18 protein-coding genes and 1 riboswitch are annotated in these 15,482 nt (G+C 70.3%); of the genes, 12 read left to right on the top strand and 6 right to left on the bottom strand.

Annotated features, from left to right (window positions below):
• Positions 1-84: 84 nt before the first annotated feature.
• Together ACWPN5_RS16405 and ACWPN5_RS16400 are read right to left on the bottom strand one after the other, a co-directional pair.
• Positions 85-1,092: a cobalamin biosynthesis protein gene (locus ACWPN5_RS16405; RefSeq protein WP_492296300.1), complete on the bottom strand. Its 1,008-nt coding sequence runs from the start codon at positions 1,090-1,092 to the stop codon at positions 85-87.
• A 7-nt stretch (positions 1,093-1,099) separates the two neighbouring features.
• A complete protein-coding gene (locus ACWPN5_RS16400; protein ID WP_200477683.1) occupies positions 1,100-1,663 on the bottom strand; it encodes an ankyrin repeat domain-containing protein in 564 nt (187 codons plus the stop codon).
• A gap of 108 nt (positions 1,664-1,771) precedes the next feature.
• On the opposite strand from ACWPN5_RS16400, the gene ACWPN5_RS16395 reads away from it, so the two are divergent.
• The 3 genes from ACWPN5_RS16395 to ACWPN5_RS16385 all read left to right on the top strand — a co-directional run bounded on the left by ACWPN5_RS16395 (position 1,772) and on the right by ACWPN5_RS16385 (position 3,470).
• On the top strand, positions 1,772-1,918 hold the full coding sequence (locus ACWPN5_RS16395; protein WP_172428305.1) for a hypothetical protein: 147 nt from the start codon (positions 1,772-1,774) through the stop codon (positions 1,916-1,918).
• Positions 1,919-2,001: 83 nt separating this feature from the next.
• A complete protein-coding gene (locus ACWPN5_RS16390) occupies positions 2,002-2,607 on the top strand; it encodes a hypothetical protein (RefSeq protein ID WP_492296299.1) in 606 nt (201 codons plus the stop codon).
• Between the two features lie 95 nt (positions 2,608-2,702).
• The gene (locus ACWPN5_RS16385; RefSeq protein WP_014239195.1) at positions 2,703-3,470 is read left to right on the top strand and encodes a sulfite exporter TauE/SafE family protein; all 768 of its coding nucleotides are present in this window, start codon (positions 2,703-2,705) and stop codon (positions 3,468-3,470) included.
• Between the two features lie 18 nt (positions 3,471-3,488).
• On the opposite strand, the gene ACWPN5_RS16380 is transcribed toward ACWPN5_RS16385, so the two are convergent.
• Positions 3,489-4,385: a methyltransferase domain-containing protein gene (locus ACWPN5_RS16380; RefSeq protein ID WP_145681249.1), complete on the bottom strand. Its 897-nt coding sequence runs from the start codon at positions 4,383-4,385 to the stop codon at positions 3,489-3,491.
• 92 nt (positions 4,386-4,477) lie between these two features.
• Between ACWPN5_RS16380 and ACWPN5_RS16375 the strand changes: the two genes are divergently transcribed.
• From ACWPN5_RS16375 to ACWPN5_RS16360, 4 genes are all read left to right on the top strand, one after another.
• Positions 4,478-4,744: a flagellar biosynthetic protein FliQ gene (locus ACWPN5_RS16375; protein ID WP_035669536.1), complete on the top strand. Its 267-nt coding sequence runs from the start codon at positions 4,478-4,480 to the stop codon at positions 4,742-4,744.
• Positions 4,745-4,769: 25 nt separating this feature from the next.
• A complete protein-coding gene (locus ACWPN5_RS16370) occupies positions 4,770-5,513 on the top strand; it encodes a ComF family protein (RefSeq protein WP_492296298.1) in 744 nt (247 codons plus the stop codon).
• An 89-nt stretch (positions 5,514-5,602) separates the two neighbouring features.
• Positions 5,603-5,866: a glutaredoxin 3 gene (gene grxC / locus ACWPN5_RS16365; protein ID WP_014239199.1), complete on the top strand. Its 264-nt coding sequence runs from the start codon at positions 5,603-5,605 to the stop codon at positions 5,864-5,866.
• On the top strand, positions 5,863-6,699 hold the full coding sequence (locus tag ACWPN5_RS16360; protein ID WP_492296297.1) for a carbon-nitrogen hydrolase family protein: 837 nt from the start codon (positions 5,863-5,865) through the stop codon (positions 6,697-6,699). The genes grxC and ACWPN5_RS16360 overlap by 4 nt, the downstream gene beginning before the upstream one ends.
• A 21-nt stretch (positions 6,700-6,720) precedes the next feature.
• Here ACWPN5_RS16360 and ACWPN5_RS16355 read toward each other — a convergent pair whose 3' ends face one another.
• Both ACWPN5_RS16355 and ACWPN5_RS16350 read right to left on the bottom strand, forming a co-directional pair.
• Positions 6,721-7,299 (bottom strand): manganese efflux pump MntP, encoded by a 579-nt coding sequence (locus ACWPN5_RS16355; RefSeq protein WP_186465974.1) that lies wholly within the window; start codon positions 7,297-7,299, stop codon positions 6,721-6,723.
• Between the two features lie 81 nt (positions 7,300-7,380).
• Positions 7,381-7,491, bottom strand: a riboswitch (yybP-ykoY riboswitch).
• 79 nt (positions 7,492-7,570) lie between these two features.
• A complete protein-coding gene (locus ACWPN5_RS16350; protein WP_492296296.1) occupies positions 7,571-8,179 on the bottom strand; it encodes a class I SAM-dependent methyltransferase in 609 nt (202 codons plus the stop codon).
• An 89-nt stretch (positions 8,180-8,268) separates the two neighbouring features.
• Between ACWPN5_RS16350 and ACWPN5_RS16345 the strand changes: the two genes are divergently transcribed.
• From ACWPN5_RS16345 to ACWPN5_RS16325, 5 genes are all read left to right on the top strand, one after another.
• A complete protein-coding gene (locus tag ACWPN5_RS16345) occupies positions 8,269-8,835 on the top strand; it encodes a DUF1178 family protein (RefSeq protein WP_492296295.1) in 567 nt (188 codons plus the stop codon).
• Positions 8,836-9,053: 218 nt separating this feature from the next.
• Positions 9,054-9,356 carry a DUF485 domain-containing protein gene (locus ACWPN5_RS16340; protein ID WP_014239204.1) on the top strand — a complete coding sequence of 101 codons (303 nt, stop codon included), beginning with the start codon at positions 9,054-9,056 and terminating at the stop codon, positions 9,354-9,356.
• Positions 9,356-11,074, top strand: a complete 1,719-nt coding sequence (locus ACWPN5_RS16335; RefSeq protein WP_145681255.1) for a cation acetate symporter — start codon at positions 9,356-9,358, stop codon at positions 11,072-11,074. The genes ACWPN5_RS16340 and ACWPN5_RS16335 overlap by 1 nt, the downstream gene beginning before the upstream one ends.
• 118 nt (positions 11,075-11,192) lie before the next feature.
• On the top strand, positions 11,193-13,010 hold the full coding sequence (locus ACWPN5_RS16330) for a putative nucleotidyltransferase substrate binding domain-containing protein (protein ID WP_492296294.1): 1,818 nt from the start codon (positions 11,193-11,195) through the stop codon (positions 13,008-13,010).
• Positions 13,011-13,054: 44 nt separating this feature from the next.
• Positions 13,055-13,624, top strand: a complete 570-nt coding sequence (locus ACWPN5_RS16325) for a 3'-5' exonuclease family protein (protein ID WP_247888139.1) — start codon at positions 13,055-13,057, stop codon at positions 13,622-13,624.
• Between the two features lie 36 nt (positions 13,625-13,660).
• Here the strand turns inward: ACWPN5_RS16325 and ACWPN5_RS16320 are convergent, their stop codons facing one another.
• Positions 13,661-15,346, bottom strand: a complete 1,686-nt coding sequence (locus tag ACWPN5_RS16320; RefSeq protein WP_492296293.1) for a sensor histidine kinase — start codon at positions 15,344-15,346, stop codon at positions 13,661-13,663.
• Between the last annotated feature and the right edge of the window lie 136 nt (positions 15,347-15,482).

The raw sequence follows: 15,482 nt of genomic DNA, 5'->3' as shown, positions 1-15,482 counted from the left end.
AGTGGACGAATAAATAAAAATCCGTGTAATCCGTGAAATCGTCCGTGCAATCCGTGTGGAGCCTTGTCCCCCCACACCCGCGCTTTACAGGCCCGCGATCCCCCACAGCAGCAGCGCCACCAGCAGCGCCAGGATCAACCCGGCCACGGCGTAAACCGCCAGCGCCCGCCCGATGTCGGCGGCGGTGGCCCGCGCGCGGCCCTCGCCGATCCAGGGTTCGGTGATGACCACGCCGCCGTCGCGGTGCGGCCCGCCCAGCGCCAGCCCCAGCGCGCCGGCCATGGCGGCGGTCGGCCAGCCCATGTTGAGCGAGGCCGCCTTGCCGCCGTCCCGCATCATCGTGCGGAAGGCGCCGCCGGCCTTCGCTCCGGCAAAGGGCGCGGCCAGCGCCAGGAGAAGCGCGGCCAGCCGCGCCGGGATGGCGTTCAGCGCGTCGTCCAGCCGCGCCGCGGTCTGGCCGAAGCGTGCGTGCCGCACACCGGCGTGGCCCAGCGCGGTGTCGGCGCCGTCGACCACCGCCCAGACCAGCAGGCCGGGCACGCCAAGCAGGGCGTAGCCGAAGACCGGCGCCACCAGCTTGCGGGCGAAGCCCTTGGCGGCGGCCTCGATGGCGGCGCGGGCGATGCCGTGCTCGTCCAAGCTGAAGGCGTGGCGGCGGGTGAGCGGGGCGACGGCCTCCCGCGCCGGGGCGACGCCGCCCTTGTCCAGGGCGCGGCGCACCGCGCGCACCCGCGCCCAGGCGCTCCGCCCGCGCAGGGTGGCGAGGATCACCGCCAGTTCCAGCAGCCAGCCGCGGCTCTGCGCGCCGATCCGCTCGACGATCAGGCCGACGGCGACGGCGGCCAGCACGAGCGCCAGCACGACCAGCGCGCCGCGCAGCAGGCGGGCGGTCTTGCCGCGCTCCACCCGGTTCAGCCGCCGGTCGGCCCAGGCGCAGACGCGCTGCGCCAGCGCCGCCGGGTCGGGCAGGACGCGCCCGATCCAGTCGCCGGCGGCGGCGTCGATGGCCAGGGCCAGCAGCAGCAGGAACAGCGGCCCCGGACCGTTCAGGGGGGCGGCGCCAAGGAGGGCGGTGAGCGGCGCGTCGCCCATCGCGGCCTCAGCGCGCGCCGGCTTGGCGCAGCAGGTTCGCCACGCGGGCGTTGCGGCTGTCCTGCGCCCAGCTCAGCGTCGTGCGGCCGGTGAAATCGGTGCGGTCGGCCTGTGCCCCGGCCTTCAGCAGCCGCTCCACCAGATCGACCCGGCCGAAGCGCGCCGCGGTCATCAGCGGAGTGATGCCCTGGCGGTTGTCCTGGTCGACCTTGGCGCCCTTGGCCAGCAGAAGGTCCACCGCCTCCGGCGTGTCGGCTTCCACCGCGTAGTGCAGCGGGGTGTTGCCGGCCTTGTCGGCGCGGTTGGGGTTGGCTCCGCCGTCCAGCAGCAAACGCACCAGTTCGGGATGGCCATTGCCGATGGCCACCAGCAGGACGGGGCGCCCGTTGGAATCGACCTGATTCGGGTTCTCCCCCTTCAGCAGCAGCAGCCGCAGCGCGCTGACGTCGTTGGACGTCACCGCCTTGACCATGGAGGGACCTTCCAGAAGGTTGATCTGGGCCAGGGCCGGCGCTGCGACGGGGGCGGTCAGGCCGAAGGCCAGCAGGCTGAGCATCAGCAACCGTTTCATGGCGCGTCCTTTTGTGCGATCCGTGTGAATGCGATCCGTCTTTCGGCCGGGGATACTATCCAGTTTGGCCCGGTTTGGCGACGGCGACCCGCTGCAATGGAGCCGCCCATGGTCCGCAACCCGCTCGCCCGCCACATCGCCCTGTTTCTGGCGGTGAAGGCCGCGCTGATCGCGCTGGGCCTGTGGTGGTTCCTCGGCACCATGCCGGAGCCGCGCGGCGTGGTGACTCCGCCCGCCGCCGCGGGAAAGCCCTGACGCCGCCCGGTGTCCCGGCGGGAACCTCCGCTCCGCGCCCATGGTTGAAGCTCAACCGGGAAGCGCAACAGGGGAAGACCGCCATGACCTTCGAGAACGATGTGAACGCGAACCGCTCCGCCGGCCATCTGCGCGGCGCCGTGCGCGAGGCCGTGGGCATCTTCGCCAGCCGTGACGCCCTGCAGAAGGCCGTGGACGAGCTGACCCTGGCCGGCTTCCAGCGCCATGAGCTGAGCGTGCTCGCCAACGACCAGACCATCCGCGATCATCTCGGCCATGTGCCGCAGCGGGCGGAGGACATCGCCCACGATCCCGACGCGCCGCGCCAGTCCTACGTCTCGCCGGAGGATGTCGGCAGCGTGAAGGGTGTGGCGGTCGGATTCCCGGCCTATGTCGGGGCGATCCTGGCGACCGGCGCCGTCCTGGCGACCGGCGGCACGGCCCTGGCCGCGGCGGCCGCAGCAGCGGCGGCGGGCGTGGGCGGCGGCGCCATGGGCTCGGTCATGTCGAACTGGCTGACCGACAAGCGCAACGAGCCGATGCTCCAGCACCTCGACAAGGGCGGCATCCTGCTGTGGGTCAATCTGGCCGACGCCGGGCGCGAGCAGCAGGCGCTGGAGATCATGAACCGCCACGCCGCCCAGCCGGTGGAGGTGCACGAGGTGGCGCAGTCCGGCTCCGAGACCTGAACCCCGAAGGCCCGGCCGGCGCCCGTTGACCCAGGTCATGGCCTTCGTGGCGGGCTTCCCCTATACACGGGCGGTCTTCCAACCGGAGGTCCGCCTTGGACGCCCACTCGGCCCTGACGCTTCTCGACGCCGGCCTCAACCAGTGCGCCGTCGTCATCGACCGCGACGGCGGGCTGCTGGTCGCGCTGCTGACCGCCGGGCTGGTCGGGGGATCGACCCATTGCGCGGGCATGTGCGGCCCCTTCGTCCTGGCTCAGGTCACCGCCCGGCTGGAGCAGGTCCCGGCCTCGCGAATGAGCGAGTTCCATCGGCTGGCCGGGGCGGCGGTGCTGCCCTACCATCTGGGGCGCGGCACCACCTACACCCTGATCGGCGCGGCGGCGGCGGCGGTCGCCGGCCATGTCGGGGCGCTGCCGGGGCTGAAATGGTTGTCGGTGGCGCTGCTGGCCTTCGCGGCGCTGTTCTTCCTCGGCTATGCGGTGAAGGGGCTGACCGCCTGGGTGCCCAAGCTCGATGGCGCGGTGCAGCGCTGGTGGGGCGACCGGGTCTCCCGGCTGGCCCGCCCGCTGTTCGGCAACCCCACGGGCTGGCGCGGCTACGGGCTGGGGCTGGCGCTCGGCTTCATCCCCTGCGGTCTTCTCTACGGCGCCGTGGCGGTGGCCGCGGCCAGCGGCAGCGCGCTGACCGGCGCGCTGGGCATGGCGGCCTTCGCGCTTGGCACGCTGCCGAGCCTGCTGGCGGTCGGCCTCGCCGGCCATCTCGCGGGGCGCACTTGGCGCTCCGCGGTGGCGCGGGCGGCGCCGGTCATCATGGTGGTGAACGCCGGGGTGCTCGGCTGGATGGCGATCCGGATGATCGGGTGAACGCCGTCCCGCTCTGGTTTACTGGAGCTTTTCCGCCGATCCCTTCAGCGCCTCGCCCAGCGGGACCTCGCCGCAGCCGGGCTTGAGCGGCTGCTGCTGGCTCTCGTGCGGCGACCAGCCGGCGAGGTAAAGGATCTGGAAGGTCGCCTCGATGCGGCCATCGGGCTCGGCGTAGCGCTCGGCGTAGCGGCGGGCGGCGTCGAACAGCAGCGCGCGGGTGGCCGGCACCTTGCGGCGGGCCAGGACGGCGTTGGTCTCGCCCATGCCGCGCAGATCGCGCATCAGGCGGAAGGCGTCGCTGTAGGTGACGGTGATGACGTCGCTGTCCACCACCGGCAGGGCGAACCCGGCGCGCTGCATCAGCCCGCCGACGTCGCGGATCTCGGCGAAGGGCGACACGCGGGGCGACACGCCGCCGGCCACCTCCATCTCCGCCTCGTACAGGCAGCGGCGCAGCTCCAGCAGCGTTTCCCCGCCCAGCATGGCGGCGCAGAAGAAACCGTCGGGCTTCAGCGCCTGCCGCACCTGGACCAGCGCGCCGGGCAGGTCGTTGACCCAGTGGAGGCTGAGGTTGCTGACCACGAGGTCGAAGGTCTCCGGCACGAAGGGCAGGAACTCCTCGTCGGCGGCGACGGCCAGCGGCCCGGCCCGCCGGGCGAAGCCGGGGGAGAGGTCGCAGGCGACCAGCGTCTCGACGCCCTTGCGGCCGCGCAGCGTCCGCCCCATCACCCCGTCGTGGGCGCCGAGGTCGAGCGCGGTGGGAAAGGGCCGGGCCACGTCCTCCAGCCGGTCGACGAGGCGTTCGGCCACCTCCTCGAACAGGAAGGCGTGCTCGGCAAAGGCGGGGACGGCGCGGTCGCGGCGGCGGCGGACGAGCGCGCGGTCGAAGACGGTCATGCTGTCGGGCGTGGTCATGCCCGCAATATAGCCCAGCCCCGGCGGGCTACAACCATCGGCGAATGGGTGGCACCGTGCTATGGTCGGCGCCGAACCTGCGGGAGCTTGCCATGGGCATCGAGGAAGCCATCGGCGCCACCTATGAGGCGCTGATCGTCATCATCAAGATCACCACCCCGGTCCTCGTCGTCACCACGGTGCTCGGCATGCTGCTGACCATCTTCCAGCAGGCGACCAACATCAACGAATCGACGTTGCAGCAGGACCTGAAGATCTTCGCGACGCTGGCCATCCTGTTCATCACCGGTCCGGCGATCTACATCGCGCTGCGCGACTACACCTTCGTCATCTTCGACCGCATCGCCGGCCTGAACTGAGTTCAACGGAGGGGGGCGCGCCGCCATGGCCCTTCCGCAGCGGCTGGCGACCAGGGTTCTGGGGGGAATTCTCGACACGCTGCTGCCGCCGCGCTGCCTGTGCTGCGGCGGGGCGGTGGACCGGCAGGGCGGCCTCTGCGCGCCGTGCTGGAGCGGGCTGACCTTCATCGCGCCGCCCGCTTGCGCGTGTTGTGGCACGCCCTTCGACTTCGCGCTGGAGGGGGAGCCGCTGTGCGGCGCCTGCATCGCCGAGCCGCCGGTCTTCACCCGCGCCCGCGCCGTCCTGGCCTATGACGACGGCAGCCGCCCGCTGGTCCTGGGATTCAAGCACGGCGACCGCATCCACGCCGCCGGAGCCTACGGCGCCTGGATGGCCCGCGCCGGGGCGGAGCTGCTGGCCGATGCCGACCTGCTGGCGCCGGTGCCGCTGCACCGGCTGCGGCTGTTCCGGCGCCGCTACAACCAGGCGGCTCTGCTCGCCCAGGCGGCGGGCCGGCAGGCCGGGCGCCCGGTGATTCCCGACCTGCTGGTCCGCCGCCGGTCCACCCCGTCGCAGGGCGGGCTCGACCGCTCGGGGCGGCGGCGGAACGTCAAGGGGGCCTTCGCGGTCCGGCCGGGGCTGGAGCCGCGGGTGGCGGGCAAGCGGATCGTCCTGGTCGACGACGTGCTGACCACCGGGGCGACCCTGTCGGAATGCGCGCGGGTTCTGCTGCGCGCCGGGGCGGAGCGGGTGGACGCGCTGACCCTGGCGCGCGTCGTCAAGACGTGAGCCGCGGGTGTGAGCCATGACAACGTAACGGGTGACGCCCTACGGCGGTTGATCTTATAACCGTTCAAAACAGCCAAGGAGCCCTCCGCATGGCCGACGTCGTCATCTACACCACGCCCTTCTGCCCCTACTGCTCGCGCGCGAAGCGTCTGCTCGACAGCAAGGGGGTGGCGTATGAGGAGATCGACCTCTACATGCAGCCGGGCCGCCGCGAGGAGATGGTGCAGCGGGCCGAGGGGCGCATGACCGTCCCGCAGGTCTTCATCGACGGCAAGCCCTACGGCGGCTCCGACGACATCCACGCGCTGGACCGCGCCGGCAAGCTCGACCCGATCCTGGGAATCGGGGGATGAGCGGCGTCCTGAAGGCCGCCTGCGTCCAGGTCAACGCGGGCACGGAAATCCTTCCGAACCTTCAGGCGGCGGGCGAACTGGTCCGCCGGGCGCGCGACGCCGGGGCGGACTTCATCGCCCTGCCCGAGAATGTCAGCATGATCGTCCAGGGCCGCGCCAAGGTGCTGGAGCGGGTGAAAACGGCCGACGAGCATCCGGCGATCCCCTTCTTCGCCGATCTGGCGCGGGAGACCGGGGCTTGGCTGCTCGCCGGGACGCTGGGCGTCCTGCTCGACGACGGGCGGGTGGCCAACCGCAGCTACCTGTTCGACGCCGAGGGGCGGGCCGTTGCCCATTACGACAAGCTCCACATGTTCGACGTGGACCTCAAGGGCGGGGAGAGCTACCGCGAATCCGCCACCTTCCGGCCCGGCGACCGCGCGGTCCTGGCCGCGACGCCCTGGGGCGGGGTGGGGATGACCGTCTGCTACGACCTGCGCTTCGCCTATCTCTACCGGGCGCTGGCCCAGGCGGGGGCGGCGATCCTGACGGTGCCGGCGGCCTTCACCGTGCCGACCGGGCGGGCGCACTGGCACACGCTGCTGCGCGCCCGCGCCATCGAGACGGGCTGCTTCGTCCTGGCCCCGGCCCAGACCGGCAGCCACGACCAGGGGCGGCTGACCTACGGCCATTCCCTGATCGTCGCCCCCTGGGGCGAGGTGCTGGCCGACGCCGAGGAGGCGGTGGGCTTCGTCCTGGCGGAGCTGGACATGGCCCGCGTCGAGGAGGCCCGCCGCATGGTGCCGGCCCTGAGCCACGACCGGGCCTTTACGCTGGATCGCGTTGGATTCTGACGGGGTGGCACCGGGACGGGGTCAGAACAGCGTGTGTTCGACCAGGATCTTGGTGCCGATCCCCAGCAGGGCGAGGCCGCCGAGGATCTCCGCCTTGCGGCCGAGCAGGGGGCCGGCCTTGCGCCCGATCAGCACGCCGCCGAAGGCCATGACCGCGGTCACCAGACCGATGATGACGCAGGCCTGGACGATGTTCACGTCGACCACGGCGAGGCTGACCCCGACCGCGCTGGCGTCGATGCTGGTCGCCAGCGCGGTGAGGACGAGCTGCATGGGGCCGAGCTGGCTTTTGCGCGCCGGCTGTTCCCCGGACTCCGCTGCGGTCTCCGGCCTCATGCCCTGGCGGATCATGTTGCCGCCGACCAGGGCGAGCAGCCCGAAGGCGACCCAGTGGTCGACGCTGGCGATCCACGCGCTGACGGCGACGCCGACCATCCAGCCCAGCGCCGGGGTGATCGCTTCGAAGAAACCGAAATAGGCGCCGACGCGGAGCGCATCGACCAGCCGCGCGCGCTCGCTCGCCGCGCCCTTGCCGATGGCGGCGGCGAAGGCGTCCACCGACAGGCTGAAGCCGAGAAGCAGAAGAGTGGTTGCGGTCAAACCGGGAATCCCCTGGGCCAAGACGGACCGACGGCGCGACGGTCCCATGGCCCTCCGGGACGTCGCGCCGTTGGTCTCACCAAGCCCGGTCCCGCCGGTGCCGTCTGCGCCACGGTCGCTTGGACCGAGTCTGTTGACGCAGGCTCCTCCGCCGCGCGGCGAAGGACGGTTACTCCCCAAAAACGCGGGCGGACCCTAGTCACCCCGTTCCCAAGCGTCAATTCATATGAACAGATGTTGAATGATTTGTAATGTTCGCGGGATGCGGCCGTCAGGTCGGCAGGGGGCGGGGCTCCGGGTCGCCGTCCAGGCCGCTTCCGGCCTGCAGGTCGTTGACGGCGCACAGCCGCTGCACCACCGCGGCCTTGGGCGAGGCGACCTCGCCATGCTCGTAGGCGACGACCTGGAGACGCCCGCGCGCCACCTCCAGAAGTTCGCCGCTGCGCAGCAGGAAGGCGGGGGAGGCGGGGCGGCCGAAGCGGGCGTTGCCCAGGGCGAAGGTCTCATAAAGGAGAAGGCCGCCCGGTTCCAGCGCGTCGAGGAGCGCAGGGAACAGCGGGCGGTGCAGGTAGTTGGTCACCACGATCGCGGCAAAGCGGCGGTCGCGCAGCAGCGGCACCGGCGCTCCGCTCTCCAGATCGGCCTCCACCAGTTCCACCCCCGCCGCCCCGGACAGGTCGGCCACGCCGCGCAGGTCGCGGTCCAGCCCGACCACCGGGTGATTGCGCCCCTGGAACAGCCGCAGGTGCCGTCCCGACCCGCAGGCGAGGTCGAGGACCGGGCCGCCCGCCCGCACCAGCGGCGCGAAGCGCGCGACCCAGGGGGAGGGTGGGCTGATCGCGGCGTGCGGCGAACCGGAGGTGGACGGCGGTGTGGACAAGGGACGGATCCTTCCGCTCTTTCATGACGTGTGTTTGACCGCGACGCCGGCGTCGTGCTGAACTGGCAAGCGGTCACCGACCGTATATCATGACCATCCGGTCTTCTCATCCTGGAGCATCCGACGGGGACATGATCCTCTTCGTTCTGAAATGCACGGCCGACCATCGGTTCGAAGCCTGGTTCCGCAACGGCGACGCCTACGAGACGCAGGCCGCCGCGAAGGCCATCGCCTGCCCGGTCTGCGGCGACACGCACATCACCAAGGCCCCCATGGCCCCGCGCATCGCCAAAGGGGGCCGCGCCAAGGACGACCCGGCCCGGGAGGGCAGCGCGCCGGAGGCCGCGCCCGTGGCGGGCGGCGGCGCGGCGGCCCCGGCCGCTCCCCCGGCGTCCGCACCCCCGTCGGTGCCGGCGGAACTGCGCGAGCGTTTCGCGGCGGAAGTCATGCGTCAATTGACGGAAGTTCGCCGCACGGTTGAAACGAATTGCGATTACGTCGGGGACCGCTTCGCTGAAGAGGCGCGGCGCATCCATTATGGCGAAACCGATCCGCGCGGGATCTATGGCGAGGCAACGGACAAGGAAGCGGAGGAGTTGAAGGAGGAAGGTGTGACTTTTGGTCGCATACCTTGGCTTCCGCGCACCAATTCTTAAGCCCACGCTTCACAATATTTCGTGCCCCCATTGCCCTTTCGCTGCCATGGGTTAGTGAACGAACCTCCGGAACAACGGCCGCGGGCTGCGTCAAGGCGCTTTTTAGCGGTCGGCCTGCATCAAAGTTGTTGACGGGATAGTTCGTTACAAAGACCATATGGCCCGAGTGTCTAATCTGACCTTGCAAAAATCGCTCGGCACTCGCGAGGGGACGCACTATGAAAGAAAACGCTCAGAGGATTCTCGCGAATCCCAAGTTTCAGGAGCTGGTGCAGAAGCGTAGCGCATTCGCGTGGACGCTTTCGATCGCCATGCTCGTCATCTACTTCGGCTTCATCCTGCTGGTCGCCTTCGGCAAGGGGTTCCTGGGTACCCCGATCGGCAGTGGCGTGACCACCTGGGGTATCCCCGTCGGCCTCTTCACCATCATCTCGGCGTTCATCCTGACCGGCATCTACGTGCATCGGGCGAACGGCGAGTTCGATGAGCTGAACCGGCAGATCATGGAGGAGTCGAAGTGATGCGTTCGCTGGTCAATCGTGTGGGCGCTGCGGCCGTCGCGGCCGGCGCGCTCATCCCCGCGTCGGTGCACGCGGCGGCGGTCGAAGGCCCGGTCCAGAAGCAGGCGACGAATTTCGAAGCGATCGTCATGTTCCTGGTCTTCGTGCTGGCCACGCTCGGCATCACCTACTGGGCGGCGCGCCGCACGAAGTCGGCGAAGGACTTCTACGCCGCGGGCGGCGGCATCACCGGCTTCCAGAACGGCCTCGCCATCGCCGGCGACTACATGTCGGCGGCGTCCTTCCTCGGCATCGCCGGCCTCGTCTACACCTCCGGCTTCGACGGCCTGATCTTCTCGGTGGGCTGGCTGGTCGGCTGGCCGATCATCCTGTTCCTGGTCGCTGAGCGCCTGCGCAACCTCGGCAAATACACCTTCGCCGACGTCGCCTCCTACCGCTTCCAGCAGACCCCGATGCGCACGATGGCCGCCTGCGGCTCGCTCGCCACGGTGACCTTCTACCTGATCGCCCAGATGGTCGGCGCCGGCAAGCTGATCCAGCTGCTGTTTGGCATGGACTACCTGTGGGCGGTGGTGATCGTCGGCGTCCTGATGATCGCCTACGTGACCTTCGGCGGCATGCTCGCCACCACCTGGGTGCAGATCATCAAGGCGGTTCTGCTGCTGTCGGGCGCCTCCTTCATGGCCTTCGCGGTGCTCGCCAAGTTCGGCTTCAGCCCGGAGGCGATGTTCGCCACGGCCACGCAGGTCCACCCGAAGGCGACCGGCATCATGGCGCCGGGCGCCCTCATCACCGACCCGGTCTCGGCAATCTCGCTGGGCATGGCGCTGATGTTCGGCACCGCCGGCCTGCCGCACATCCTGATGCGCTTCTTCACGGTGTCGGACGCCAAGGAGGCCCGCAAGTCGGTGTTCTACGCGACCGGCTTCATCGGCTACTTCTACATCCTGACCTTCATCATCGGCTTCGGCGCCATCGTGCTGCTGCTGGCCCCGGACGCCACCGGCGCCTATCCGTTCCTCGACGCGGCCAAGCTGGCGGCGGCGGGCGGCAAGCCCAACCCGTCGATGATCATCGGCGGCTCCAACATGGCGGCCATCCATACCGCGCATGCGGTGGGCGGCGACCTGTTCTTCGGCTTCATCTCGGCCGTGGCCTTCGCCACCATCCTCGCGGTGGTCGCGGGCCTGACGCTGGCCGGCGCCTCGGCCGTGTCGCACGACCTGTACGCCTCGGTGATCGCCAAGGGCCGCGCGTCGGAGCATGACGAGATCCGCGTGTCGAAGATCACCACCGTGGTCATCGGCATCGTCTCGATCTTCCTCGGCATCGCCTTCGAGAACCAGAACGTCGCCTTCATGGTCGGCCTCGCCTTCGTGATCGCGGCCTCGGCGAACTTCCCGGTTCTGCTGATGTCGATGTTCTGGAGCCGGATGACCACCCGCGGCGCCGTTCTCGGCGGCTGGATCGGGCTGGTCTCGTCGGTCAGCCTGCTGATCATGGGTCCGACCGTGTGGAAGTCGGTGCTGGGCAACCCGGCCGCCCTCTTCCCGTACGACAACCCGGGCGTCTTCACTATCCCGCTGTCGTTCCTGGCGATCTGGTTCTTCTCGATCACCGACAACAGCAAGGCGGCGCAGGACGAGCGCGAGGCCTACAAGGCCCAGTACATCCGGTCGCAGACCGGCCTGGGCGCCGAAGGGGCTTCCGCTCACTAAAGCGAATGGTCGCACCCGCCTTCCGCAGATGAAGGGGCTGGTGTAATCTTCAAGGCGCCTCAAGACCGCGGTCTTGAGGCGCCTTTTTTATTCACCCCACCGGTTCGTGGAGCGGGTTTTGTCCGACGCCTTCGATTTTTCCGTTCCGCCCTTCGACCGCCTGACGCCGGAGCAGCGGCAGCGGCTCGCCGTGGCGCTCGACCTCGGCGTCTACGCGCGGGACGGGGTGATCCTGAGCCGGGACGAGCCGGCGGATTGCCTGTTCGTGGTGCGGCAGGGGCTGGTCCACGAACGCCGCGGCGGCGAGGTGGTGGCGGTGCACGGCGCCCACGACAGCTTCGACCTTCAGGCGCTGTTCTCCGACGGGCAGGCGCGCAGCTTCGTCGCGGCGGAGGACACGCTGTGCGATCTGGTGCCCCGCCCGGTCCTTCTCGAACTGGCGCACGAGAACGCCGACTTCGGCGCGGTGATCCAGCAGGGGTTCGCCGACCGGCTGAGCGCGCTGGCCAACGAGCGCTCCAACCGCGAAACCGCCGCGCTGACGATGGCGCGCATCCGGCAGGCCTACCTGCACCCGCCGGTCTTCGTCGAGGCCGGGGCGTCCCTGCGCGACGCGGCGGCGGCGATGAAGCGGGACCAGGCGAGCAGCGTGCTGGTCCGCGATGGCGATCCGAAAAAGGGGGGGCGCATCGGCATTCTGACCGGCACCGACCTGCGCGACCTTGTGGTGCTGGAGGGGCGGCCGGTGGACAGCCCGGTGGGGCCGCTCGCCCGCTACGAGCTGCTGGCGCTGGACCGCGACGACCTGCTGTTCAACGCGCTGATCCTGATGACCAAGCATTCGGTGCGCCGTCTGGTCATCACCGAGCAGGGCGCGGTCGTCGGCCTGCTGGAGCAGACCGACCTGCTGGCCGTCCTGTCCAACCATTCCCAGGTCGTCGCGCTCAAGGTCGAGCGCGCCGCCACGCCGGAGGACCTCGGCCGGGCCAGCCAGGACATCGTCGGGCTGATCCGCACGCTGCACGGCACGGGCGTCAAGGTGTCCTTCATCGCCGACCTCGTGACCGAGCTGAACCGCAAGATCTTCCGCCGCCTGTTCGAACTGCTGGCGCCGCCGGACCTGCTGGCCAACGCCTGCCTGATCGTGATGGGCAGCGAAGGGCGCGGCGAGCAGCTTCTGAAGACCGACCAGGACAACGGGCTGATCCTGCGCGACGGTTACGACTGCCCGACGCTGCCGCAGGTGACCGACGCCTTCACCCGCCATCTGGTCGCGTTCGGCTACCCGCCCTGCCCGGGGCGCATCATGGTGTCCAACCCGGACTGGACGCGCCCGCTGGCGCAATACAAGGATTCCCTCTTCCACTGGATCCACCGCCCCGACGAGGCGGCGCAGATGAATCTCGCCATCTTCTACGACGCGGCGGCGGTGGCCGGGGACGCCACCCTGCTGGCCGAGGCGAAGGGCTACCTGCTCGGCCGGCTGCAGGACAACCAGATGTTCTTCACCGCCTTTGCCCGCCCGGCGCTTGCCTTCGACACGCCGTCGGGCCTGTTCGGCGGCCTGTTCGAGCGGCGCCGCAGCGAGGCGGTGGACATCAAGAAGGCCGGCATCTTCCCCATCGTCCACGGCGTCCGCGCGCTGGCGCTGGAGAAGCACATGGCGGAGACCAACACGACGGAGCGCATCTGGGCGCTCGCCGACCAGGGCGTTCTCGACCGCGGCATGGCGGGCGAACTGGCCGACGCCTTCACCTTCCTGTCGACGCTGCGGCTGAAGGCCGGGCTGGACGGCAGCGTGTCGGGCACCCAGACCGACAACCTCGTCCGCACGGAGTCCCTGGGCAAGCTCGACCGTGACCAGTTCAAGGACTGTCTGGCGCTGGTGAAGAAGTTCAAGGAACTGCTCGCCTACCACTTCCACCTGAACCACTGACCCTGAACCATTGCCCCGCCGGGCGCGCGGGGAGAGGAGGCGGCATGCCGACCGAAACCATTGCCAGCGTGGTCGCCAACGGGGGGGCGCCGTCCGTTCCGGCGATGCCCGAACACCCCGACCGTGCCCTGCTGCTGTCGGGGGAGGAGAGCGGGGAGCGGGTGGCGATCCATTGCGAGGCCACCTCCTTTGACGCGGCCACGGCCGATCTGCGCAGCGTCGCGGCGCTGCGCATCCGCGGCGGGCGCGTCCTGACCAGCCAGCGCCTGATCCTCTCCTTCTGGCCCACCGAACCGGCGGAGCCGGCGCTGTCCCGCCTGCTGGCCTTCATCGGCAACCGGCCGCTGGTCGGCTATTACCTGGATTTCACCGTGGGGCTTCTCGACCGGCTGGTGCAGCCGATGGTCGGCATGGCCCTGCCGAACCAGCGCATCGAAGTGTCCAGCCTTTATTACGGCCGCAAGGCCAAGGCGCCCGGCAAATACGCGGTCGATCTGCGGCTGGACAGCATCCTGCGCGACCTCGACCTGCCGCCGCGCGCCGGGGAGGACGCCTACGCCAGCGCGCTCGCTTCCGCCATGGTCTATCTGCGCCTGGAGCCGCCGCGGCCCTGACGCCGCATCTCAGGCGCCCCCCTTCAGGCAATCCCTTCAGGCGGCTTTCGTCTGCGTCTTGGCGAGGGTCGGCACCGACACGATGAAGCGGGTGCCCGGCCCGCCGTCCGGCTGGCGATCGATGGTCACCTGCGCCCCGGCCTGCTGGGCCAGCGCCTTCACCAGAACCAGCCCCAGACCGCTCTGGCGCTTCTCGTTCGCGCGGTTCTGCGTGGACGGATCGGGTGGAAGGCCGGTGCCGTCGTCGCGCACCACCATCCGCATGCCCTCGCTTCCCTCCGGCAGCAGCTCGACCGTGATCGTGCCGGGATGGCCGAGGGGGAAGGCGTGGAGCAGCGCGTTGGAGACCAGTTCGCTGGCGATCAGGGCGAGCGGGGTGGCCTGATCGACATCCAGGCTCCAGGGCTGGGGGGCGTTCACCGTCAGCCGCGCGCCGGTCGGGTTGGTTGAGCGGACCAGCCCGTCGCAGAGCTGGCGCAGGTAATCGGCGAAGTCGATGCGCGCCGGCTGGTCGGAGCGGTAGAGCAGTTCCTGCATCAGGCTCATGCACTGGATGCGGCGCAGGCTCTCGTCGAAGGCGCGGCGGGCCGGCTCGTCGATGCGGGCGGCCTGGAGGCGCAGCAGGCTGCAGATGACCTGGAGGTTGTTCTTCACCCGGTGCTGGACCTCCTTCAGCAGGATCTCCTTGTCGGTCACCGCGGTTTCGAGCTGGGCGTTGGTCTGTTCCAGCTCCGCCGTGCGCTGGTGGACCCGCTCCTCCAGCGTGTCGTAGGCGTGCTGGAGCGCGTTCTCCGCCTGCCGCTCCCGCCGGGCGCGCTGCAGGGCCATCCCGCCGATCACCGACACCGCGGCCAGAGCCGCCAGCGCGTAGGAGATGTAGGTCCAGAGCTGTCCGCGCCAGCGCTTCATGACGCTGCTCACCGGGATGGCCACCTCGGCGGTCACGGGCACGCTGTCCACCCGGCGCAGCGCGGAGATTTCCGGCTCCCCGGCGGCCTCGGCCGCGGCGCTGTCGGTGGCGTCCGGCCCCTGGGTCTCGTGCAGCAGCACCGTGCCGTCGGCGCGGCGCAGGGTGATGGAGCGGGCGTAGTCGAAATCGAAGCTCTTGTAGATGTCGCGGACGTAGCGCGGCGAGACGGCGACCAGGGCGACGCCGCGGAATTGTCCCGGTGCGGCGGCCAGCGGACGCGAGAGCAGGATCAGCGGTTCCTGGGTGAAGCGGCTGTTGTCCAGGGCGGTGATGAACAGACGGCCGCCCGCCGCGCTGCCGCCCGCCCGCTGGGCCTCGAAATAGTCGCGGTCGGCGACGTTCATCGCCGGGGTTGGGAAGCGGCGGGTGCTCAGGACGGCGTTCCCCTCGGCGTCGAACAGCCAGATCGACACCAGATAGGGCGTGCCCCGCACCAGCCCCGCGTAGCGCTCCCAGGCCGCTCGGTCGCTGGGCAGCGGGGCGTCCGCCGGTCCGGCGAGCTGGACCGCCTGCTTCAGGATCAGGTCGCTGGTCTCCACCAGCCGGGCCGCGTGTTCGGCCACCAGCAGGCTGGCGTTGCCGGCGGTGTCCTGGGCGTGCTGCAGGGCCGCTGCCCGGTCGCGCAAGGCGAAGCTGGCCGACAGCCCGAGCGTCAGAAGCAGCGCCACCGCGCAGACCATCAGGACCAGCGCCGACCCCGGCATCCGGTAGAGCAGAGGGGAACCTTTGGAACGGAGGGCGCGCAGGGGCATGGGAGAGAGGCCGTTGAGCATCGAAGGTCGTGGCTTTCGTGGCGGACCAACACCTTTTTGCAGGCTCCTGTTCCCTGGGTACGCCCGTTGAACCGCGCCGCGCCACCCCCTATTGTCGCGCCGGGCCGAAAGGCCG

The organism is Azospirillum sp. UENF 211521, from assembly GCF_058780535.1.
This window is presented reverse-complemented; position numbering and strand designations above follow the sequence as displayed.